Consider the following 22,738-nt stretch of genomic DNA (forward strand, 5'->3'; position numbering starts at 1 on the left):
GTCGCGTCGGCGATGTGGCGGCGAGGCTCGGGACCACACCATCGCGCTGCGGCGCCACACCATAGGTCCTGAACGGCGCCGCCATGCCAAGTCGCCCAGCAGGAGTGCGATACAGCGCGAGCGTACTCTACATACGCGAATTGGGACATTAGCCCCAGAAGCATAAGAGCTAGCTTAAAGAAAATCATATAAAGCGTATAAATCGTTGCATTTTTAAACAACCACACAATACCCGCGTGCACAATTATAAGATTACCCACTTATGATTATTGACATATTTGGTTGCATCAATAAAAAGTTACACTAGCAGGCATAGCTCGCGGGAGACAGGCATGCCGATTGTATTGACCGTTGGAAGGCACGATGGCCCTGAGGGGTCCGTATTAAAGCTAAGGTTTCAGGACACCGACCCCGACAATGGGTTTGTGGACAAGCCCTTCAACGCCAATCTGGATAATGTGCTCTCTTCGGCGACGGCATTGCGCAAGCTCTTAGCGGAGCTCAGTGATCTGTCTCTTCAAGAGACCTTGCTGCATGCGCGTTTAGAGGACGCACTGCCAGATGTACGAAAACTGTTTCGTTCGCGGATGAGACAACTAAAAGGCTTGTCGCGTGAACTGTATGATCATTTGTTCAAGCGCGATGAGCACGCTCCAGGTGGGGCCACCGGCGACCCTATGGGGCGCATGGACGAATTCCTAGAGATATTGGCAGCGGGACATCCCTTCGAGGTGAGATGCAGCACCGCGGCCCCCATTCCCTGGGGCTTCCTGTATTTCGGCGGTGACGATGATAATCAGGAGGCTGAGCAATCTGATGATGCGAAGCAAGAACATTCCGGCGATGAGGAGACGCACCGACCCGAAGATTACACGGACCTTTGGAAGATCGAATGGAAGGACTTCCTGTTGGAGCGCTTTTCAGTAACGGTTCGTTATTCAACCTTTCCACGACCCAGGAAAGTTGCTCCGTCAAGCTTTTATTCACTTTATGCACTTCATCGAGCCTCTTACCGAGCAATTGACAATGTCAACGCGCTTGGAGTGCGTCGCAAGGAAGATTTAGACCGTCTGCTATCTGAGCCCAATAGCGTGGTCTATGACTTCGACAGGTGGAAGAAGCGTTGGAAGCAAATCGCAAATCTAGATAGCCTCCTCTACATTTTCGGGCATTCTGACGGGAAGCATATCCTTTTGAAGGATGAAGCGTCTGAAAACGATCGAACTTATTGCTGTACCGCTAGCAACCTCATCCAAATTCTTGGGGAAAAGAAGAACGTAAAGTCGGCCACCATCTTCTTTTTGAATGGATGCAACACCGCCAAAGGCACTCTTAGCACATCATTCCTGGAAGCGACGCACAGGACGGGCTTTCACGGCTACATTGGCACGGAAACAAGGATTCCTAACTCCGTCGCCAAACGATACGCAATCGACTTCTTAGTTCATCTACACGAAGGGAAACGGCTCGGTCAGGTCTTTCGCGAGCTGCGTTTTGCGACGGATCTATTTCCTTGGAGCTTACTCTACGCTTGTCATGCGGACACGGGGTTTTGTATCGAAAATACGTCACCCCCGGCGACCGCTACTTTGGCCATCCATTGAGAGGTGGCAAGTGCCTGATTCCATTTCTCTAAGTCCATCCGAGGCACCAGCGAGTTTCCCCACTCGCCCCTATTTGGGTCTCGCTTATTTTACAGCCAATGAAGTTAGTCTCTTCATTGAGCGGGACGATGAAATCGCAGAGTGCGCCGTATTGCTGGGATTGCCACGCACGCGACAACTCCTGGTGCACGGCTTCAGTGGCGTTGGAAAATCGTCATTCTTGCGCGCAGGTCTGCTACGTGAACTGGATCGCGAGACGAGCCACTTCGAATGTCCAAAGAAAGCAACCGGATCCTACGATTTAGTCAGGAGTACCGAAGATCCACTCTTAAGGATCTGGGAGAAGCTCCAAGCATGGCTTGAAGATACATCGGAGCACAACCTAAGTGGGACGAGCGATGCAAAAGTTGCTGCGCTCCGGGAGTTAAGGCAAGTAAAGGTTGAAGACGATCGAACAGAGTTCGTATCAGCGGTTGTTCGCGCGCTTCAAATCTACAGCAGCTCAGCAGGGCGGACACTTTTAATTACCGTAGATCAAGCTGAGGAAGTGCTGACGCTCGTTGCTGAAGACGATCCGCTCAATAGGCGCTTCGCATTCTTCGAATTCCTCAGAGAGCTCTGTAGCCTTAACTTTGACGTAAAAGTTGTTGTGGCGCTTAGGACCGAATACTATGGTCAGTTCGTCGCGGCCTTCGGCGTCGATCCTGCAGCGCGTCACGTCTATGGCGAGGACGCGATGGGCCCTGAGGCGTTCCTGCTAAGCCCTATACGGGATCGCGAGAAAATACGGCGGGTAATTTTGAGGCCTACCGAGAAGACGCCAATAGAAAGATTCGGCACACCTTATGATCAATATGGTTTCTCGTTTACCGAGGACGCACTCGAGGCACTAGTATCCGACTTGGTTAAGCGCAATTCGACGTCAGTCAGCACGCTACCTGTGTTGCAACTTGTGTGTAAGAGTTTGCATGAGCAAGTCGTGTTAAAGGGCCGTCGAAGCGAGATCAACCGCGATGACTACATCCATCTAGGCAAGGTCGAGGGCAGAATTCAAGCCTACATAGATGATGCGCTGGCATCTGCCATTGCGAAAGCAGCTACAGATCCTCGTCTTATTGCCGTCGTCGGCCGAATGGGCAGAGCGTTTATACGCGGCGCAGATATCGAGCCTTGGCATCAGATTCTATGCGAATTCGTAGGTCGCACAGAAGGCGGTGCTACTACGACACGCATTCTCGAGCAGAGCCACCTCGTCGACATGGCTTGGGATCGAAAGATCCATAGACACGTAGCGGAACGAGTCCTTGACGAATTGGGAGGCGAGGATTGGCTAATTCTGAGATCGGTTTCCGACGACACATCGAAACGATACAGTCTGAGCCATGATTCACTTGCAGCTGTCATGGCAAGCTGGATCCCAACCGCGAAGGAGCGAGCCGCCGCCACTATTCGCCGTGAGCGAAAGCGTAGGGTTCTTATTGGTGCACTGCCAACCTTAGCCTGTGCCATCTTGGGTGGCTTTTTCTTATACTACGGTTATTTTCGACCAGCCGGCGTGTTGGAGCAAGCGACGACGGCGATGGAGAATCACATTGCATCCATTGAGGGCACTCTGCCGCCATCGGAACTTTCCACCTATAATGTGGTACGGCAGGTGCTTGCTGCTCTCCATTTCAGCGAACGAGCTTTCCTTGGATCGCTAATTTCCACCGCAGAGGCGGAGAAGCAACTCAACAGAATAGTCGCCGGTGCGCCAACGACGAATCTTCGTGCAAGCGTATCCGGTGTTGATGCAGACGGACGTCGGGTTGCGCTTCTTAAAATGGACGATCGAACATCACCTGTAAGAGTGTTCGATATCTATACCGGCGCATCAGAGAATTGGGGACTACCTCCGCGTAATCAAGGGAAGTCATCGACACAGCCGTCAATTGGCTTTGTTGCAGATGTTGAGGGACCAGTTGTCTTCTGGGCCGGCTTCGCCTACTACGTGAAGAATAACAGGTGGCTCACTAAAAGCTTCGTGAATCCTGCGGATCGATCCACGGAGGGAATCGCTTATGGTTGGCCAGAAGTGGCCAATGACGGAATCCGGATAAGCGCTTTTACTGGTGGCGCCCGGACGGTTAGCTTGCTAACCGCTGCCAATTTCGCCGATGGGGCGAAAGCGCCCGTGATTCTATCACGGTCTCTGGACCAGAGCGGCGGCTGGAGGCAGGGGCCGGCGCTTTCCTATACAACCAGCTTCTATGCTTCGATCGAGCGACAAACTTCAATCGACTACTCCGCCAATCAGAGCGCGGCCCTGAAAGCTACAATCGGTTCACTCCTCCATGATCGTACACTTAAGCCCGTCGAAGTAAGATTCGACGGTCAAGACGGACCGGCTGACTATGTGGCCGGTGCGGGATTTTCGCGGAGTGGAGGATTTCTTGTACTTCGCCCGACCCCCAAAGAGCTCCTGATATTCGATAACTCCTATGTAGAAACGGAAAATAATGACCAGCGAGATTGGAAGCCAATCAAGATTCCAAGCTTCGCCCACAACATACCTGTTCGGGGCGCCTTCGAACGGCCCATTATTGCTGCTAGCGTCTCTTCAGAAAATCAGCGCTTTGCCTGGCCAATAGAACGTGGACTACTGTTACTGGAAGGCAGCAGTTCGAAAGAGAAGTCAATACGAGTACTGTTCGATGGCTCACAGCCTGCAACGTTCGGACAGGCGCGCCTCATGTTCGACAAAACGAACCGCTTTCTCATCGCAACAACCTCTCTATTTCCGCAAATGTCCAGCACGGTACGAATTTGGGATCTGGCTCACCAACCTCCCTTTTTGCAAGGTACCGAGCTTCAGAAGAAAATGTGTGAAATTGCAGACAGCTTCGCACCATCTTGGGCTCGCGATAATGAGCGAATGGTATTTCTTGCCGGGATGACCCTCAACGATCCCTGTCCTAAGTCGGACACTAAGCAGCCATGACGGCGTGGGCGCAGTCCGTGGCAGCTTTCGTAAAGAGTGCCATGGGGAATTCAAAGCCGTTACCGACAGTACACGCGATCCCATTTTCTCAATGTTCGCCGCGCGAATCTGTTGGTGCAGAAATCGAGCAAGATAAAGCCTATTTTACATTCACCATTAATGAGCTTTTTCTCAAGCATACAAACGTTCTGTGGCAGGCTAACCTGCCAGCCGTACTCGTGCTCGCCGACTTTATTTACGGTGAAAACAAGCTCACCGTGCCTGCTATGGTGGGACCCAATCTCATTAAGCAGAAAACGGAGATGCCAATCCCACTCGGTCTAGTCATCCAAGATACGACCGTAATGGGTCCGCACCCTTTTCGTGGTGGCAAGATTTCGCTGACCATTTTGCTGTATCGAGTGGAACACGAAAACCACGCAATGAGTATTTTACAATGTGTTGAAAGCATTTCGAGCGCAATCGGTGCGCCTGCAGATGTCAAGTTGCTCACCAAGATCGGCGGGACAGTTACACAGGCTTTCAGCAATCTCATCGGATTAAAGAAGACGAACGCCTTGGCTGGACATCGCATCGAGATGGATGCGGAAGAACATCCGGGCCTACAGTCATCCTATTTCGTTCTATCGACCGATCCCGGCCTCGACGCAGGATCCCTGCGCGTGAGGAATAAACGTCTCTTCCAAGTGCAGGAAGACGGCAGTGAGCGCAGATTTGATAGTGCCGATTTCGTACTTTACAGCCTTATGGCGCGTCAGCGGCGCGGCGCCGACAGCACTTTGCCCTTCTTCGAAGCTATCAAAGAAGCAAAGAAGGCAGCTGCTGAGCCAACTGACGAATATTGGACAAAAGCCAAGACCCTCCTCTCAGCAGCGTATAGCCAAATGACACAGTGCGACGATCTAATTTCATCCGAGGCTGCTGAGTTGCTCGAAAAATACAAATCCGAACTACAGGGTATCCACCGCAGGCATAAAGAGATATTTCAGATGAGTCGGGCCATCGAACTCGGCGTAGCGGAAGCAAATCCAACGCTTCTAACAGCGAACGAACTACTTACATTAAATTGAGGGCGAAGCGCGCTGTCAGCTGCGCATCGCAAACTGGCATAGAGGTAAACACCTAAAGTATCGAGCGTTAATCAAATGCACAGCCAGTGTCTTTGGTGAAGTTTGACAGGCAGGCCGCAAGCGCAGGCAACGAGCATTGCCCGCCAGACATTGCGACGCTTTGCGGTTCTCCCAAACCCTCCCAACTCCGCGCCGGAGCCTCAGCGCTTCGTCTTAGCCCGCTCGATCGCCTCGGTGATGAGGCGTTTGGCCTCGTCGACGTCGCCCCAGCCCAGCAACTTCACCCACTTGCCGGGTTCGAGATCCTTGTAGTGGATGAAGAAGTGCTCGATCTGGTGGCGCGTGATCTCTGGCAGGTCGGTGTAGTTCTTTACGTGCACATAGCGCTGCGTCAACTTCGGCGAGGGCACGGCGATGATCTTCTCGTCGCCGCCGCCATCGTCCTCCATGCGCAGCACGCCGATCGGGCGCACGTTGATCACCGCGCCGGCGATGATCGGACGGGTGTTGGCCACCAGCACGTCGATCGGATCGCCGTCGTCGGACAGGGTATGCGGCACGAACCCGTAATTCCCGGGATAGCGCATGGGCGTGTAGAGGAACCGGTCGACCACCAGGGTGCCGGCTTTCTTGTCCATCTCGTACTTGATCGGCTCACCGCCGATCGGCACTTCGATGATGGCGTTCACGTCTTCGGGCGGCAGCTTGCCGATGGGGATGGCATCGAGGTTCATGCCGCACTTCATACCGAAGCCCGGCGAAACCTCAAAAAGAAACCGGCGGCCCTTGCGGGACCGCCGGTCTTTATCTTTCCGCAGACTGCGTGTCAGTCCTCGGCGTAGATGTCGCGGTCCTTGGTCTCCGGCATGAAGAGCAGGCCGATCACCAGGGTCATGCCGGCCACCACGATGGGGTACCAGAGGCCGGAGTAGATGTTGCCGGTCGCCGCCACGATGGCGAAGGCGGTCGGGGGCAGGAAGCCGCCGAACCAGCCGTTGCCGATATGGTACGGCAGCGACATGCCGGAGTAGCGGATGCGGGTCGGGAAGAGCTCGACCAGCAGGGCCGCGATCGGGCCGTAGACCATCGTCACGTAGATGACCAGGACGGTCAGAATGACGATGACCATCGTCATGTTGACCTGCTTCGGGTCGGCCGTGGCCGGGTAGCCGGCGGCGCGGATCCCCGCGGTCGCCTCGGTGTTGAACGCCCGCTCCTTGGCAGCGCCGTCCGCTCCCGCCTTCGCCTTGTCGAACGACGTGATGACCTTGTCGCCGATCTTGATCTGCGCCGGCGTGCCGGCCGGAGCGGCCTGGTTGGCGTAGTTCACCGAATTGCGCGCGAGGAACGACTTGGCGATGTCGCACGAGCTGGTGAACGAGGCGGTGCCCGTCGGGTTGAACTGGAACGAGCACTCGTTCGGGTCGGCGATCACCGTGACCGGCGACTTCTGGATCGCCTGCTCCAGCGCCGGGTTCACCGCGTTGGTGAGGGCGTGGAACAGCGGGAAGTAGGTGACCATGGCGAGCGCGCAGCCCGCGAGGATAATCGGCTTGCGGCCGATCTTGTCCGACAGCCAGCCGAAGAAGATGAAGAACGGCGTGCCGATGGCCAGCGACACCGCGATCACGATGTTCGAGGTCGTGGCGTCGAGCTTCAGCGTCTGGGTGAGGAAGAACAGGGCGTAGAACTGGCCCGTGTACCAGACCGCCGCCTGGCCGGCGGTGCCGCCGAACAGGGCGATGAGGGCGATCTTCGCGTTCTTCCAGACGCCGAAGGCCTCGCGCAGCGGGGTCTTGGAACCCTTGCCCTCGGCCTTCATGCGCTGGAACGCCGGCGACTCCTGGAGCTGCAGGCGGATCCAGATCGACACCGCCAGCAGGAAGATCGACAGCAGGAACGGCACGCGCCAGCCCCAGGCCGCGAACTGCTCGGGCGTGAGCGCGAGACGCAGCGCCACGACGACGAGCAGCGACAGGAACAGGCCGACGGTCGCCGTCGTCTGGATCCACGAGGTGTAGAAGCCGCGTCGATCGTGCGGCGCATGCTCGGCGACATAAGTCGCGGCACCGCCATACTCACCGCCCAGCGCCAAGCCCTGGAGCAGGCGGCAGGCGATGAACAGGATGGGCGCCGCGATGCCGATCGAGGCGTAACCCGGCAGGATGCCGACCACGAAGGTCGCGATGCCCATCAAGGTCATCGTCACGAGGAAGGTGTACTTGCGGCCGATCAGGTCACCCAGGCTGCCGAAGAACAGCGCGCCGAACGGACGGACCGCGAAGCCCGCAGCGAAGCCCAGAAGGGTGAAGATGAACGCGGCCGTCGGATTGACGCCGGTGAAGAAGTTCGCGGCGATGTTCGCGGCGAGCGCGCCCGCGAGATAGAAATCGTACCACTCGAAAATGGTGCCGACCGAGGAGGCGAGGATGACCTTCCTCTCCTCGCGCGTCATCGGACGCGCGCGATCGTTTACGGTGCCAGCGACGGCCATCAGCGTTTCTCCCCAAGCTACGTGGGTGCCCATACACGGACCCCATCTTGATTCTTGTGTAAATCGCACGCGCTGTGTGCTGCAATTCGACCAAGGTCCAAAGCTGCGTAGAGTGCGCCGCAGCATTTCCTACCGCGCCGCAACAGAGAAGAAGCGCAAAGAACAATCGATGTCCGGGGAAACCGCCCTGTCTTTCCTGATCGCCGACGACCATCCCATGGTTCGCGATGCCTTGGCGTCGGCACTGGGACAGTCCTTCACCGGCGCCCGCTTCGGCATGGCCGGCACCTTGGACCAGGCCAAGACGGTGCTGGACCGCGAACCCGAGACCGATGCCGTGCTGCTCGATCTCGACATGCCGGGCATGGACGGGCTCACGGGCCTCGGCCGCCTGCGCGCCGAGCATCCCACCGTGCCCATCGTCGTCGTGTCGGCGGCGCGCGACGCCTCGACCGTGCAGCGCGCCTACGAGTTCGGCGCCTCGGCCTATATCGACAAGTCCGCCTCCCTGGAAGAGATCGCGGGCATCGTCCGCGCCGTGCTCGACGGCGAAATCTTCGCGCCGCCCGATGCGGTGGCCGGCGACACCTTCGCCCAGCGCGCGGCGCACCTCACGCCGCAGCAATGGCGCGTGCTGGCGCTGATGGTGCAGGGCGACCAGAACAAGCAGATCGCGCACAAGCTCAGCGTCGGCGAAGCGACGGTGAAGGCGCACGTGACGGTGATCCTGCGCAAGCTCGGCGTCCGCTCGCGCACCCAGGCGGTTATCGAGGCGCGCGGGCTGGCGTTGCCGGCGGCGGAGGCGGTCAGGCCGTAAGCCGCCCCACCGCCGAGCTCCTCAACCGCAGCAGCGCACGCAACGACGCCGGCTTCACCGGCTTGTGCAGCAGTTCGACCTGTTGCGCCCGCGCCCGCAGGCGCAGGGTCGGATCGCGGTCGGCGGTCACCAGCGCAGCCGGAACGGCGCGGCCCCAGGCTTCGCGCATCGCCATCACGGCTTCGAGCCCGTCCGCGCCCTCGTCGAGATGCAGGTCGGCCAGCACGAGGTCGGGCAAGCGGCCGGCGCGCGCTACCGCGTCCAGCGCCTCGGCCTGCGTCGCGGCGGTCGCGACATTGCAGCCCCAGCCGCCCAGCAGCGCCGCCATCGCTTCGCGCACCCGCGCCTCGTTATCGAGGCAAAGCACGAAGCTCTCGGCCTCGATCGACGGCAACGGCTGCTGCACCGGCGGCGCAACGGACGTGGCCGCGACCGCCGCCACGCGCGGCACCGTGATGGAGAAGGTCGAGCCGCGGCCCGGCGCCGAGGCGAGCGCGACCGGCAGGTCGAGCATGCGCGCAATGCGATCGACGATGGCAAGACCGAGACCCAGGCCCCGCTCCTCGCGCGGCCCCTCATCCTCGGGCTGCAGCCGCACGAACTCGTCGAAGATCACGGCCTGCTTGTCGGGCGCGATGCCCGGCCCGTTGTCGCGCACTTCGATGCGCAGCGAGTCGCCGCCCTCTTCCGTCGTCACGCGTCGGCAGCCCAGCAACACCCGCGCCGGCCTTCCCTCGACGCGACCGTAACGCAGGGCGTTCGACAGCAGGTTCTGCAGGATGCGGCGCAGGAAGGCGGGATCGGTGTCGACGAAGGCCCGCGTCGGCGCCACCACCAGCTCGACGCCGCGCCGCGCCGCCGTCGGCGCGAAGGCGGTGGCCAGCGATTCGAACAGCGGCTGCAGCGCGAACGGCCGCTTCTCCGGCTTGAAGGCGCCGGCATCGAGCTTGGAGATGTCGAGCAGAGCATCGAGCAGCGATTCGACGGCGCCGAGGCTCGCATCGATCTTGCCGCCGAGATCGTTGCGCGGGTCGCGGTCGATCATCGCCGCCGTGAACAGCCGCGCCGCGTGCAGCGGCTGCAGCAGGTCGTGGCTTGCCGCCGCGATGAAGCGCGTCTTGCCGAGATTGGCCGCCTCCGCCTCGGCGCGGCTGGCCTCGAGCTGGGCGGTGCGCTCGACGACACGCTGCTCCAGCGTCTCGGCGGCGCGGCGCAGCTGGCCATCACTGTCGCGCAGCGCCTGGGCGGTGTGCACCCGTGCCGTCACATCGTTGCAGGTGGCGACGAAACCATCGCCGGGCAGCGGATCGAGACGCAGTTCGATCACCCTGCCATCGCGCGTGGCGATCTCGTGCGTCTGCGGCGTCTCGGGCCGGCGCAGCAGCGCAATGACATCGGGCGTGGCGCCGAACTCCTGCGGCGCGGCGCCGACCGCCACCGCATCGTCGTCGAGCGCCAGCAGCGCGGTGAAGCGGTCGTTGAAGATTTCCAGCCGGCCCTCGCGGTCGAAGGCGGCGATGCCCATGCCGACATGGTCGAGCGTGTTGCGCAGGATCTCGTAATTGTAGCGGATCGCCTCCGACGCCTCGTCGATGATGGCGCGGGCGCTGCGCGGCAGCAGCCGGCCGCGCCGCACCGAAGCGGCCACGATAATGCGCGCCGAGGCAGCGCCAAGCGTTCCCGACAGCATGCGCTCGGTGCGGACCAGCGCCGTCGCCAGCGACAGTTCGCCCGAGAGGGTGCGGGCCGCGCGCTCGACGCCGACGAAGCGCGCCAGCAGCTGCCGCAGCTCCTCGATGCGCGCCGCATCGGCCGGCGTCCGCCGCGTCGGCGGCTTGGGCTCGGCGCCCAGGACGAAGGCGTCCGCCTGCTCGCGGTCGCGGCCGACAGGCCGCACCATCAACGACACACCGACCAGTAGTGCCGTGTTGACGGCGAGGCAGACCAGGAAGCCCTGCAGCACCGGATCGAGTTCGGCCAGCGGCGCCGGCAGCCAGTGCATGAAGGGCGCCACCGGCCCCCCCTCCGTCCCCGCGCCCGCTTCCTGGCGCAGGGTCGGCAGCAGCAAGGCGTAGAGCCAGACGACGAAGCCGCCGGCCAGGCCCGCCACCACGCCGTAGCGATGGGCGCGCTGCCAGTAGAGGCCGAGCACGAGGCCAGGCGCGAAGTTGGCGACGGCGCAGAAGGAGATGAGCCCGATCGAGGCGAGCGGCAGGTAGCCCGAGATGATGCGCTCGTAGGCGTAGCCCGCCATCAGGATCAGCACGACGGCGGCGCGGCGTACCAGCACGACCAGCGGGCCCATGTCGCGCGCGACCCCGGCCTGGCGACGCAGCAGGTAGGGCATCAGCAGCTCGTTGCCGATCATGCCCGACAGCGCCATGCAGGCCACGATCACCATCGACGTGGCCGCAGACAGGCCGCCGATGAAGACGAAGGCCGACAGCCAGCTCGCGCCGTTCACCAGCGGCAGCTGCAGCACGTAGAGGTCGGGACTGACATTCGGCCCGAGCAGCAGCAGCCCCGCCGCCGCGATCGGGATGACGAACAGATTGATCAGCACGAGATAGGCCGGGAACAGCCAGCGCGCCGTCTTGAGGCTCGCCGGATGGTCGTGCTCGACGACGGCCACGTGGAACTGGCGCGGCAGGCAGAGGAAGGCCATGCCCGAAAGCAGCGACATCACCACCCAGGTGAGCGGCGAGCCCTCGCGCGTCAGCCGGTCGGCCAGCGCCGGCGCCTCGGCCAGGCGCGTCGCCATGTCGACCGGACCGTCGAACAGGAACCACACCACGAAAGGCCCGACCGCCAGCAGCGCCAGCAGCTTCACCACCGATTCGAAGGCGATGGCCAGCATCATGCCACGATGCTGCTCGGAGGCCTGCACGTTGCGCACGCCAAAGAGAATGGTGAACAGCGCCATCAGCGCCGCCACGATCAGCGAGGTATCGGCATGGACCACGCCCGGCGCGCCACCGACCCAGGGCGAGGGCGCGGCGATGGTGCGGAACGACGAGGATACGGCCTGGAGCTGCAGCGCGATGTAGGGCAGCACGCCCACCGTGGCGAACAGCGTCGCCGTGACGCCGACGGCGCGGCTCTTGCCGTAGCGCGAGGCCAGGAAGTCGGCGATCGAGGTGACGTTGTGCTGCTTGGCCAGCCGCACCATGCGGCGCAGAATCGGGTAGCCCAGGGTCACGACCAGGACCGGCCCGGTATAGATCAGGATGAAGTCGATCCCCGAGGTCGCCGCCCGCCCGACCGCGCCATAGAAGGTCCAGGAGGTGCAGTAGATGGCCAGCGACAGGCCATAGACCACCGGCGCCACCGAATTCCGCGACCAGTCACGCGCATGCCGGTCGCCGAAATAGGCGACGGCAAAGAGCAGCCCCAGATAGGCCAGCGACAGGGCCAGGACAGCCGGTTCGACCAGCATGCGTGCGCGTTTCTCCCGGCCATCATTGAACCGTCTGGGCGGGGCCGCTACAAGCTCCGCACACCAAGGAATCAGAATGGCTTCTTACCAGTACATCTACGTGATGAAGGGTCTGAACAAGACCTTTCCCGGCGGCAAGCAGGTCCTGAAGGACATCTGGCTCTCGTTCCTGCCCGGCGCCAAGATCGGCGTGCTCGGCCTCAACGGCTCGGGCAAGTCCACCCTGCTCAAGGTCATGGCGGGGCGCGACGACAATTTCACCGGCGAGGCCTGGGCGGCCGAGGGCGTGAAGGTGGGCCTGCTGGAGCAGGAGCCGGGCCTCGACCCTGCCAAGGACGTGCTGGGCAACGTCATGGACGGCGCCGGCGACATGGCGAAGGCGCTGGCGCGCTTCGAGGAGGTCTCCAACGCCTTCTCCGACCCCGACGCCGACATGGACAAGCTGATCGCCGAGCAGGCCGAGCTGCAGGAGAAGATCGACGCCGGCAACGGCTGGGACCTCGGCCGCACCGTCGAGATCGCCATGGACGCGCTGCGCTGCCCGCCGTCCGACGCCAATGTCGAGAAGCTCTCGGGCGGCGAGAAGCGCCGCGTGGCGCTGTGCCGCCTGCTGCTTAGCAAGCCCGACATGCTGCTGCTCGACGAGCCGACCAACCATCTCGACGCCGAGTCGGTCGCCTGGCTGGAGCGCCATCTCGCGGAGTTCCCCGGCACCGTCGTGGCGGTGACCCACGATCGCTACTTCCTCGACAACGTTGCCGGCTGGATCCTCGAACTCGACCGCGGCGCCGGCATCCCGTGGGAAGGCAACTACTCGTCCTGGCTGAAGCAGAAGGACAAGCGCCTCGAGCTGGAAGAGAAGACCGCGGACGCCCGCCGCCGCACCATGCAGCGCGAACTCGAATGGATGGGCACCAGCCCCTCGGCCCGCCGCTCCAAGAGCAAGGCGCGTATCGCGGCCTATGAGCAGATGGTGGCCGAGGACAGCCAGCAGACGCTCGACCGCGCGCAGATCGTCATCCCCGCGGGTCCGCGCCTCGGCGATCATGTCATCCGCGCCGAGGGCATCTCCAAGGGCTTCGGCGACCGGCTGCTGATCGACAATCTCACCTTCAACCTGCCGCCGGGCGGCATCGTCGGCGTCATCGGCCCCAATGGCGCCGGCAAGACGACGCTGTTCAAGATGATCACCGGGCAGGACAAGCCCGACAGCGGCACCTTCTCGGTCGGCCCGTCGGTGAAGCTGGGCTATGTCGACCAGAGCCGCGAGACGCTCGATCCCAACAAGAGCGTGTGGGAGGAGCTTTCGGGCGGCCTCGACATCATCAAGCTCGGCAGCAAGGAAATCTCCAGCCGCGCCTATTGCGGCTCGTTCAACTTCAAGGGCGCCGACCAGCAGAAGAAGGTCGGCCAGCTCTCGGGCGGCGAACGCAACAGGGTGAACCTCGCCAAGATGCTGAAGAGCGGCGCCAACGTGCTGCTGCTCGACGAGCCGACCAACGATCTCGACGTCGACACCTTGCGCGCGCTCGAAGAGGCGCTGGTCGAGTTCGCCGGCTGCGCCGTCGTGATCTCGCATGATCGCTGGTTCCTCGACCGCACCGCCACCCACATGCTGGCCTTCGAGGGCGACAGCCATGTCGAGTGGTTCGAGGGCAACTACCAGGATTACGAGCTCGACCGGCATCGCCGCCTCGGCACCGACGCCGACCAGCCGCACCGCATCAAGTACAAGCCGCTGGTCCGCAGCTAGGGGCGCACGGAGGTCACATGAACCCGCTCCAGGAAGTCGAGTGGGGCGTCGACTGGGCATGGGGTATCCCCTTGACCGCCCTCACCTGCGTCATCCATGTCCTGTGCATGGCGCTGTTCACGTCGCGGGTGGAGTACGCGATCGACCACGTGAAGCACCGCCGCCACTTCTCCATCACCTTTTCCTGGGTGATGGCGCTCGCAGTGACGCTGGTCACAGCGCTGCACATCGTCGAGGGCGCCATCTGGGCGATCGCCTACCGGTGGACCGGCGCCATTGCCGACAACCGGTCGGCGATGCTCTATTCGCTGGGCGCCCTCACGACTTACGGCGACACCAATATCCATGTCGAATACAGATGGAAGATGCTGGGCGCGCTGGAAGCCCTGAACGGCATGCTGCTGTTTGGCCTCACGACGGCCTTCCTGTTTGCGATGATACAGCGGGTATGGCCAGCGTCAGCGCGCTACACATCCCGTTCCAGTCAACTGAGGGACGGGCTCGACGGCCGTAAGGCAGACGCCCGGCCTACGCAGCTTCCCGCCGGCAGAGACACGATGCCCGCACCAGCATCTCCGGCCGCGCCGACGCGAGATCCAGGCGCGCCGTGATCGGCGGCGGCTCGGTGAACGGGCACGCTGCCGTTCAAGCTTATGAACCGCCTTCCTGTTCGCGATGATCCAGCGGATGCTGCCGGCGCCGAATCGGTGACCGCTACTTAACCAGCGCGCCGGCTTCGGTCGCCGCCCATGCCGCGAGGTCGCGCGCTGCCGCGTCGAATTCGCTGCGCACCCTCGTGGGCGAATCCGCGCCCATGAAGTAGCGGGTGAGCGTTTTGTGACTGCGGAAAATCACCACCTGGTCCGGCGACTTCGCTTGCGCGCGAGCCTGCAGGAGGGCTTCCGACTTAGGCTGCAGATTCAACGCACCGACGAACTGCAACGGGCGCTGTTCGCCGCCGAGTGAGTAGTGAATATAGAAAGTGAGGACAGCGTCGGCTGTCGAGGCATTGAGAGCGGCATCCCATTCCTGGGAGGAGCGGGCAACTTTCGGCGAGACGCGGATCCGGGTGGTGTCGACACCAGCAAAGGCCTGCTGCGTCGCCTGCAGCGTGTCATCCCCGTAGTTGAACGTTGCCAGGGCCTTATTGACCAGGTCGACGCGCTCCATGAGCAGGCCCTTCCCCAAGCCGCTCGAGATGCCCGTCGCCAGGTTCGTTCCGGGGGCCGGCATTGCCGAGGCATAGATAGGAGCCTGGAACTGGGCGACGACGACCTCGATGCTCCCCACCTTGCCGCGGGCGTCCGGCACCAGCGGGATCTTCGTGTACGGAAACGGCGGCTCCTCGCAACCGCTTAGCGCGAGAGCGGCGAGAACGATGGCAATGAGCCTGAGATACATGAGTGTCCGATGCGATGGCTGGCGATGCAGGGACGCCAACCTAGACACTCCCGGCGAAATGACGAAGAGATTTTCGCCGGTTTGTTGCTGACCAGGCGACGCCCGATCTAAGCGGCTTCCCGTCGGCAGAGACATGAAGCGCGGACAGGGAATTCCGTCCGAGCAGAAGCCAAGTCGAGACGCGCCTTGATCAGCGGCGCCTCGACCGTCTCGCCGCGGCGGACGAGGCATTCGTGGAGGCCGTGCAGGCTCCAGACGTTCTCGGGATGCCAGCAGGCGCGGTTGGTCTTGCCGTCGAAGCCGAGGTCGGCACGATAGACCGCCTCGGCCTCGGCGAGATGGCCCTGCTCCAGCAGCAGCGCGCCGAGCGCATGGCGGGTCGGCTGCATCCAGCCCCAGGGCTCGTCGTAGGGCAGCGAATCGTCGAGCTCGACGGCGCGGCGCAGGTGGGCGAAGGCGAGATCGAAGTTGCCGCGGCGATATTCGAGCTCGCCGGTCAGCATCTCCTCGCCGATCGCCAGCAGGTCGCGCATCGTGTTGTTGTGCAGGCGCCGGCTCTCCGGCACCCGCGCGCAGGCGGCGCGGAAGTCGGCGCGCGCCTGCTCGGCCTTCTCGATCTGGCCCAGCACCGAATGCGCCACGCCCCTGGCGTAGAGCGTCATTGCCGTGGTCCCGCAGTAGAGGTCCGGGTCCTGGGGCAGCTCCTGGGCGATGATCTCCTCCCACTTGCCGAAACGCACCAGCACATGCTGCTTCATCGAGAGATAGCCCTCGATGAAGTCGGCCATCGGCGGCGAGGGAATGCGCAGCAGCTCCTCGGGCGTGGTGTCGATCAGCTCCTGCGCCGCCTTGAGGGCCGGCGTGTACTGGCCGAGGAACATGGCGCCGTAGACGATGAAGTGATGGTCGTGGCTGCGATAGAGCGAGTAGACGTTCATCGCGCCCTCGCGAGCCAGGAACTTGCGGTCGACCGTGACGGCTTTCTGGTTGTAGACCACGACGTCGCGATAGTTGCCGCACAGCACGTCGATATGGGTCGGCATGTGCACCAGGTGCCCGGAGTCCGGCACGAGGTCGCGCAGCCGGTCGCCCGCGCGCAACGCCCGCTGCGGGAAGGGCGACATCTCCATCAGGTGGACATAGAGGTGCAGCAGGCCGGGATGGTCCCAGCTCGCCGGCATGTCGCGAAAGGCGCTCTCCAGCACCTCGACCGCCTCGTCCGTGCCGGCGCCCGGCGTCGCCTTGCCGGTCTTGAGATCCCACATCTGCCACGGCGTCTCGTTCATGATCGATTCGACGAAGACCGAGCGCAGGTCGAGATCGTCGGGATGGGCCTTGAAGAGCTTGCGCATCTCGACGGTGAATTCCTTGTCCCAGCTCGTCTGGTCCTCGATCGCCTCGCGCTGCGGATAGCGCGCCGGCAGGGCGCGGATCAGTGCCTGCTCGACCGGCGAGGCGTTGGGCGCGGCCGCAAGGGCTGCCTGCATGGCGTCGTAGGAGGCTTCGAGCGCCCGCGCCTTGCCTGCCGGATCGTAGCGGTGCCAGGGCAGATTGTAGTTCGGGCCGGCGGCGTAGGAGATGCCCCAATGCGCCATGGCGCAGCCGGGATCGTGCTCCAGCGCCTTGCCGAAGCATTTGATCGCCTCGGCATGGTTGAAGCCGTAGAGCCAGTTGAGGCCGCGGTCGAACCAGGTCTGCGCCTCCGGCGACGTGGTCGTGACGGTACGCTTGTAGGCGCCAAGATCGTAATAGTCGTCCATGGCCTTCTCCCCGCTGTGGTTCGAGGCCCATGGTGCCGCCCAGAGCGGGCGGTCTGCAACACCGGCGCGCGCCTCTTCCGGATGATCTAGACTGAAGCCGCGATGCGTATCCTCCTCATCGAAGACGATCCCATGATCGGCCAGGGGCTTTCCCGTGCGCTTCACGAGCAGGGGATCCAGGTCGAATGGGCGCGCGACGCCGAGCGCGGCGAGGCCGCCTGGCGTCGCGGCGACCATTCCGCCGTGCTGCTCGATATCGGGCTGCCCGGGCGATCGGGGGTCGACCTGATGAGGTCGATGCAGGCCACGGACATCGACACGCCCGTGCTGGTCGTCACCGCCCGGAGCGAGATCGAAAGCCGCGTCGCCGTGCTCGACCTCGGCGCCGACGACTATATCGTGAAGCCCTTCGAGCTGCGCGAACTGCTGGCGCGGGTCCGCGCGGTCATGCGCCGCCATGACAAAATCGGGCGGTCCGTCCTGGCGGCCGGCGAGCTTGCCATCGATCTCGCGACCCATCTGGTGAGCTACCGGCAGAAGTCCATGAGGCTGCCGGCGCGCGAGTTCGCCCTGCTGCAGATGCTGGTGCGGCAGGCCGGCAGGATCGTGCCGCGCGATTCGATCGAGCGAGAGATCTACATCGCCGGGGAAGAGATCGAGAGCAATGCCGTGGACGTGCTGATCCACGGCATCCGGCGCAAGTTCGACCGGGAGATCATCCGCAACGTGCGCGGCGCCGGCTGGCTGGTGATCCGGGAGACGTCGTGACGTCCGTCCGCTGGACGGCCTACCGGTGGATCGTCTCGGTCCTCGCCGTCGTCGCCGTGATCAGCACGACCGTCTCCTACCTCGCGGGCCGGGACGAGGCGAATCACGTTTTCGACGGCCAGCTGGCCCAGATCGCCCTGCATGTCGGCAGCGACACCCGCGCGCCGCCGCCCGGAGTGCCCAAGCCGGATCCCGAGGACGAGTTCGTCGTGCAGATCTGGGACGAGCGGAACCAGCCGGTGCGGGCAACAGGCGGTGCCGACATTCCCCGGCAAGGCACCCCGGGCTTCGCGGATCTCACGGTCGGCGACACCGCTTGGCGCGTGTTCACGACCATGGACAAGGGACAGACCATCCAGGTCGCGCAGCGCCAGAAGGTGCGCGACACGCTGGCCGAGCATCTGGCGCTCGCCGCGGCGCTGCCCCTGCTCGCCGCGATCCCCCTCGCCTGGGGCTTCTTCGTGTTCGGCCTCGGGCGGTTGTTCAGGCGCCTCGACCTGGCCAGCACGAACCTCGCGCACCGCAGTGGCGATCCCACGGCGCTGCTGCCGCTCGACATCGCGCCCAGCGAAGTGAGACCGCTCATCGTCGCCATGAACGAGCTGCTTCAACGGCAGCGGGCCGCCGGTATGCAGCAGCGGCAGTTCGTGTCGGATGCCGCGCATGAGATTCGCACGCCCCTGGCGGCGATCCAGATCCTCGTCGACACGCTGGCCGAGCGATCGTCGACACCGGGCGCGGCTGTCGCCGACATCGTCGGCGACTTGTCCCTGGCGGCGGGCCGGGCACGGGCGCTGTGCAATCAACTGCTGAAGCTGGCCGAGCTCGATGCAGGCAAGGACCGGACGCCGTCGACGGAAATCGACCTGCATCGCCTGCTCCTGGAGGTGGTCGCCGGCCATGTGCAGTTCGCTTCCCGCAAGGGAATCGAACTGAGCCTGAACGTCACGGCCGAGCTTCGGGTCAAGGCGGAGAAGACCGACCTCGCGAGCCTCTTCTCCAATCTCGTCGACAATGCTGTCCGCTATGGCGATGCCGGAATCGTGGAGATTTCGATGCGGGCCGCGCCCGACGGGTCCGGGCTGATCGAGGTCGTCAACGGCGGCAGCGGGATTCCCGCCGAGGCCCTGCCGCGGATCTTCGACCGCTTCTTCCGCGCGGCGTTGCAGGAGATCGAGGGAACGGGCCTCGGCCTCGCGATCGCCAAGGCGACGGCCGACCGCTACCGCTTCACCCTGGCGATCGCGAACCGGCCCGCGGGCGGTGTGATGGCCTCGGTCGTCATCCCGGCTGAAGTGCTGCTGATCAACGCCTGAGCGAGAATTCCACCGGCACGACGATGCTCAACGTGTCGCCCGATTGCTCCTGCGGAAATCCCGGCAGAGGCTCTGCCCCGCGCACCATCTCCATTCCCGCCTGATCAAGGGCAGTGAAACCAGAGGTTTGAAGGACGTGCGCCTCCAGCACGCGGCCGTCGCGGCACATCGTGAAGACGATGTGGGGCGTTCCTTGCTGCCCTTTCCGCTGCGCCTCCGCAGGGTATCGCTTGTAGCGATCCAGGTGATGCTGCAGGGCGCCCTGCCATTCCTTCAGGGTCGTCTGCGTCTGCTTCTCAGGGTCGGCCGCCTGCGGATCGCAGGTCGGTGGGGTCTCCGCCGTGTTCGGTGCCGTTCCTTCCGGGTCCACCGAGGGAGGCGGTTGATCTTGCGTCTCGGCCCTCTCGGGGTCCGGCACGATCTCCGTTTCCACCGGCAGCGGCGAGAGTTCCAGCAGGATCGCCGGGAGCGGCGGCAGGGAGGTTTCCTCCGTGTGGCCCTTGGCGAGCAGCATGCCGATCGCCAGGGCATGCAGCGCCACGGCGAGGGCGAAGCTGAAGGTCCAGCGGAGGGCAGCGTACATGCCGGCGATTATCCGACAGCGGCCGCCGCACTGATTTAGGGAGCGCTAATTCTCGGGCAATTCTTTGCTCCGGATGACCGCGGATTGACACGCCGAACACCCCGAACCTATGTTGCAATCGATACGCAATTGCAGATACTGGAGGTTGTAAATCCGCCGATGATCGCGGTCCTCGTCATCGTGTTCCGGGAAGTCCTGGAGGTGGGCCTCGTCGTCGGCATTGTCCTCGCGGCAACCCGCGGGGTCGCCGGCCGCGGCCGATGGATCGGCGCGGGCATCGCCGCAGGAATCGCGGGCGCCGTGGTCATGGCGGGCATCGCCGACCAGCTCGGCGACGTCTTCGATACGGCCGGCCAGCACCTGTTGGACGCCGCCATCCTGAGCGTCGCCGTCGTGATGCTCGCCTGGACGGTGGTGTGGCTGTCCGTGCACGGCCACCAGATGACCGCCGCCATCAAGAAAGTCGGCCGCGACGTCGCCGAGGGTCGCAAGCCCCTGAAGGCGCTGGCGGTGGTGGTCGGCGTGACGGTCCTGCGCGAAGGCTTCGAGATCGTCCTCTTCGTCTACGGCGCGGTGGCCGCCGGGAACCTCACGACCCTCGATGTCGCGGCGGGCGTCGGCCTCGGCGTGCTCTATGGCGCGGCGATCGCCGGCGCGCTCTATCTCGGCCTGGGCACGATCCCGCTACAGCATGTCTTCAAGGTGATCTCCGTGCTCATGACCCTGCTCGCCGCCGGGCTGGCCGCACAGTCGGTAGGGCTGATGCAGTCGGCTGGCTACCTACCCTTCTGGTCGGGACAGGCGTGGGACACGTCGCAGGTCCTGCGCCAGGACAGCATCGTCGGACGGATCCTGCACACGCTCATCGGCTACCTACAGCGCCCTACCGGCCTGCAGGTCGTGGCCTACGCCGTGACGATCGTCGCGATCGTCATTGCGATGCTGTCGGTCGAACGGACCCGCGCCCGGAGCCGGCGCTAGCACCGGGCAGCGCCGGTCGTTTCGCGCTAGTCTCGGCGGGCATGAAAGACCCGGGACGCATCGTTATCTGCGGCGGCGGCGCCATCGGCACCGCCATCGCCTATTTCCTCAGCCGGCGCGGCGCCAGGCCGATCGTCGTCGAACGCCACGAGGTCGCGGGCTCGGCGTCCGGCAAGTCCGGCGGCTTCCTGGCCTTCGACTGGTGCCGCGGCACGGCGCTCGACCGGCTGGCGCGGCGCAGCTTCGCGCTGCATGCCGAACTCGCGGGAGAGCTGGGCAATCCGTGGGGCTACCGGACGCTCTCAACCTATGCAGGCCATGCCGCTGCGGGCCGAAACACGCACGGTCGCGCCGGACGTCCGTGGCTGTCGCCCGACGTCACGTTGACCGGCCAGATCGGCTCGCCGCAGACGACGGCCCTGGTCGAGCCGCGCGCCTTCACGACGGGACTGATGCGCGCGGCCGAAGCCAACGGCGCCGAGCTGCGCCACGGGACGGTCGTGGACCTGCTGCGCGGCCCCGCAAGCGAAGCGCGTGGCGTCGTGCTCGAGGGCGGCGAGACCGTCGAGGGCGACGGCGTGGTGATCGCGATGGGGCCCTGGTCGATCCTGGCCTCGCGCTGGCTGCCCCTGCCCGCGGTCTACGGCTTCAAGGGCCACAGTCTCGTGTTCCGGACCGGCGATGCCGTGCCCGCCGAGGCGCTGTTTCTCGAATACGAGGAAGCGGGCGGCGAGACGCTGACGCCCGAGATCTTCGCGCGCGCCGACGGCACGGTCTGGGCCTGCGCCGTGTCGAGCACCGCAGCGCTGCCGGTCGATCCTGCCGACGTTGCGGGAGACGACGGCGCGCATGAGCGGCTCGAAGCGCTGTGCCGGCAGGTCTCGCCTGCGATCGCCGCCGCCCCCATCGTGGCGCGCCAGGCCTGCTTCCGCCCCGTCACCGACGACGGCTTGCCGCTGATCGGCGCCGTGCCAGGCGTAGACGGCGCCTGGATCGCGACCGGCCACAGCGTCTGGGGCATGCTCAACGCGCCCGCGACGGGCGAGGCGATGGCCGAGCTGATTCTCGATGGGGCAACCAGTCACGTTCAGCTCAGGCATTTCGATCCGCGCCGGCTGAAAGCTTTTGCGGGGCTGCGTTAGCTTTCCGGCTTGCTCGTCCACCGTGGCGGCAGCAGCCGCGTGTTGAGGACGAAGGGCGCGCTGTTGTCGCCGAGGCGGATCATGCCGATGAAGGGCAGGTCGTAGGTGGCGCGGAAATAGATCTGGGAGCGGTGGACGACGCTGTAATCCTCGTTGAACGGCGGCAGGCCGAACAGCGCGCGGAAGGGGCACTTGAAGGTCGCGGACTCCCCCGGCTTCAGCTCCGCGGCCGATCCGTCGGGAAACCGCACGTCGGTCGCCTCGATGAGGGTCGGCTCGCGGCCCGAGGCGCGCACGTAGTCGAGCACGCAGGCGAACTTCAGTCCCTTCATCGCAAACCACGGGCTCGTGTTTTCCGCGGTGAAGGTCGCGTCGAACGGCGAGCCGGCCTTCTGCTCTTCCGACGCGTAACTCGGCGTAGGCCGAATAGACCAGGCGCCGATCCCTGCGCCCGCGATCACGACCAGCACGGCGAGGAAGACGATCAGGCTCTGCAGCGACTGCGCACCGCTATGCGCCATCATGCGCAATTCCTGCTGCAGGGTCGTTGTCGGCGGCGGCAGTGGCCTAGGCCTCGCTGGCAGTGCAGCCTTCTTGCGCGCCCTTGGCTTGGAGCCGGAAGGAGGGGGCTTC

The 22,738-nt window shown here is 63.8% G+C and carries 17 protein-coding genes; 10 read left to right on the forward strand and 7 right to left on the reverse strand.

Annotated elements, in window-relative coordinates; all coding sequences use genetic code 11:
- Positions 1 to 332 precede the first annotated feature (332 nt).
- From AC1ROX_RS13925 to AC1ROX_RS13935, 3 genes are read left to right on the forward strand one after another with little or no spacing between them, the layout of a single operon-like run.
- A complete protein-coding gene (locus AC1ROX_RS13925) occupies positions 333 to 1,604 on the forward strand; it encodes a hypothetical protein (RefSeq protein WP_493126491.1) in 1,272 nt (423 codons plus the stop codon).
- Between the two features lie 10 nt (positions 1,605 to 1,614).
- The gene (locus AC1ROX_RS13930; RefSeq protein ID WP_493126493.1) at positions 1,615 to 4,584 is read left to right on the forward strand and encodes an ATP-binding protein; all 2,970 of its coding nucleotides are present in this window, start codon (positions 1,615 to 1,617) and stop codon (positions 4,582 to 4,584) included.
- A gap of 17 nt (positions 4,585 to 4,601) precedes the next feature.
- A complete protein-coding gene (locus AC1ROX_RS13935; RefSeq protein WP_493126495.1) occupies positions 4,602 to 5,654 on the forward strand; it encodes a hypothetical protein in 1,053 nt (350 codons plus the stop codon).
- 200 nt (positions 5,655 to 5,854) lie between these two features.
- Here AC1ROX_RS13935 and ppa read toward each other — a convergent pair whose 3' ends face one another.
- Together ppa and AC1ROX_RS13945 are read right to left on the reverse strand one after the other, a co-directional pair.
- Entirely contained in the window at positions 5,855 to 6,388 is a 534-nt protein-coding gene (gene ppa / locus AC1ROX_RS13940) for an inorganic diphosphatase (protein ID WP_493126497.1), read from the reverse strand.
- A 92-nt stretch (positions 6,389 to 6,480) separates the two neighbouring features.
- Entirely contained in the window at positions 6,481 to 8,148 is a 1,668-nt protein-coding gene (locus AC1ROX_RS13945) for an MFS transporter (RefSeq protein ID WP_493126499.1), read from the reverse strand.
- 169 nt (positions 8,149 to 8,317) lie between these two features.
- Here AC1ROX_RS13945 and AC1ROX_RS13950 point away from each other — a divergent pair, with 169 nt between their 5' ends.
- Positions 8,318 to 8,965: a response regulator gene (locus AC1ROX_RS13950; protein ID WP_493126501.1), complete on the forward strand. Its 648-nt coding sequence runs from the start codon at positions 8,318 to 8,320 to the stop codon at positions 8,963 to 8,965.
- Here AC1ROX_RS13950 and AC1ROX_RS13955 read toward each other — a convergent pair.
- Positions 8,955 to 12,401, reverse strand: coding sequence for an ATP-binding protein (locus tag AC1ROX_RS13955; RefSeq protein ID WP_493126503.1), 3,447 nt, complete (start codon positions 12,399 to 12,401; stop codon positions 8,955 to 8,957). The genes AC1ROX_RS13950 and AC1ROX_RS13955 overlap by 11 nt on opposite strands.
- Before the next feature lie 76 nt (positions 12,402 to 12,477).
- On the opposite strand from AC1ROX_RS13955, the gene ettA reads away from it, so the two are divergent.
- Positions 12,478 to 14,154: an energy-dependent translational throttle protein EttA gene (ettA, locus tag AC1ROX_RS13960; protein WP_493126505.1), complete on the forward strand. Its 1,677-nt coding sequence runs from the start codon at positions 12,478 to 12,480 to the stop codon at positions 14,152 to 14,154.
- A gap of 17 nt (positions 14,155 to 14,171) precedes the next feature.
- Positions 14,172 to 14,765 (forward strand): hypothetical protein, encoded by a 594-nt coding sequence (locus tag AC1ROX_RS13965; protein WP_493126507.1) that lies wholly within the window; start codon positions 14,172 to 14,174, stop codon positions 14,763 to 14,765.
- A 103-nt stretch (positions 14,766 to 14,868) separates the two neighbouring features.
- Here the strand turns inward: AC1ROX_RS13965 and AC1ROX_RS13970 are convergent, their stop codons facing one another.
- Positions 14,869 to 15,555, reverse strand: a complete 687-nt coding sequence (locus AC1ROX_RS13970; protein ID WP_493126509.1) for a hypothetical protein — start codon at positions 15,553 to 15,555, stop codon at positions 14,869 to 14,871.
- 107 nt (positions 15,556 to 15,662) lie between these two features.
- Positions 15,663 to 17,315, reverse strand: a complete 1,653-nt coding sequence (locus AC1ROX_RS13975; protein ID WP_493126511.1) for a hypothetical protein — start codon at positions 17,313 to 17,315, stop codon at positions 15,663 to 15,665.
- 102 nt (positions 17,316 to 17,417) lie between these two features.
- Between AC1ROX_RS13975 and AC1ROX_RS13980 the strand changes: the two genes are divergently transcribed.
- Together AC1ROX_RS13980 and AC1ROX_RS13985 are read left to right on the forward strand one after the other, a co-directional pair.
- Positions 17,418 to 18,083, forward strand: coding sequence for a response regulator transcription factor (locus AC1ROX_RS13980; protein ID WP_493126513.1), 666 nt, complete (start codon positions 17,418 to 17,420; stop codon positions 18,081 to 18,083).
- Entirely contained in the window at positions 18,080 to 19,399 is a 1,320-nt protein-coding gene (locus AC1ROX_RS13985) for an ATP-binding protein (RefSeq protein ID WP_493126515.1), read from the forward strand. Before AC1ROX_RS13980 ends, AC1ROX_RS13985 begins: the two co-directional genes overlap by 4 nt.
- On the opposite strand, the gene AC1ROX_RS13990 is transcribed toward AC1ROX_RS13985, so the two are convergent.
- Positions 19,389 to 19,982: an energy transducer TonB family protein gene (locus AC1ROX_RS13990; protein WP_493126517.1), complete on the reverse strand. Its 594-nt coding sequence runs from the start codon at positions 19,980 to 19,982 to the stop codon at positions 19,389 to 19,391. The genes AC1ROX_RS13985 and AC1ROX_RS13990 overlap by 11 nt on opposite strands.
- Positions 19,983 to 20,141: 159 nt before the next feature.
- Between AC1ROX_RS13990 and AC1ROX_RS13995 the strand changes: the two genes are divergently transcribed.
- Both AC1ROX_RS13995 and AC1ROX_RS14000 read left to right on the forward strand, forming a co-directional pair.
- A complete protein-coding gene (locus AC1ROX_RS13995) occupies positions 20,142 to 20,963 on the forward strand; it encodes an FTR1 family iron permease (protein ID WP_493126519.1) in 822 nt (273 codons plus the stop codon).
- Positions 20,964 to 21,004: 41 nt separating this feature from the next.
- Complete coding sequence (locus AC1ROX_RS14000) at positions 21,005 to 22,105, forward strand: NAD(P)/FAD-dependent oxidoreductase (protein WP_493126521.1); 1,101 nt, start codon at positions 21,005 to 21,007, stop codon at positions 22,103 to 22,105.
- Here the strand turns inward: AC1ROX_RS14000 and AC1ROX_RS14005 are convergent.
- The gene (locus AC1ROX_RS14005; RefSeq protein WP_493126523.1) at positions 22,102 to 22,629 is read right to left on the reverse strand and encodes a hypothetical protein; all 528 of its coding nucleotides are present in this window, start codon (positions 22,627 to 22,629) and stop codon (positions 22,102 to 22,104) included. The genes AC1ROX_RS14000 and AC1ROX_RS14005 overlap by 4 nt on opposite strands.
- Positions 22,630 to 22,738 lie beyond the last annotated feature (109 nt).

Source organism: Reyranella sp. GW821-FHT14A01 (assembly GCF_058803965.1).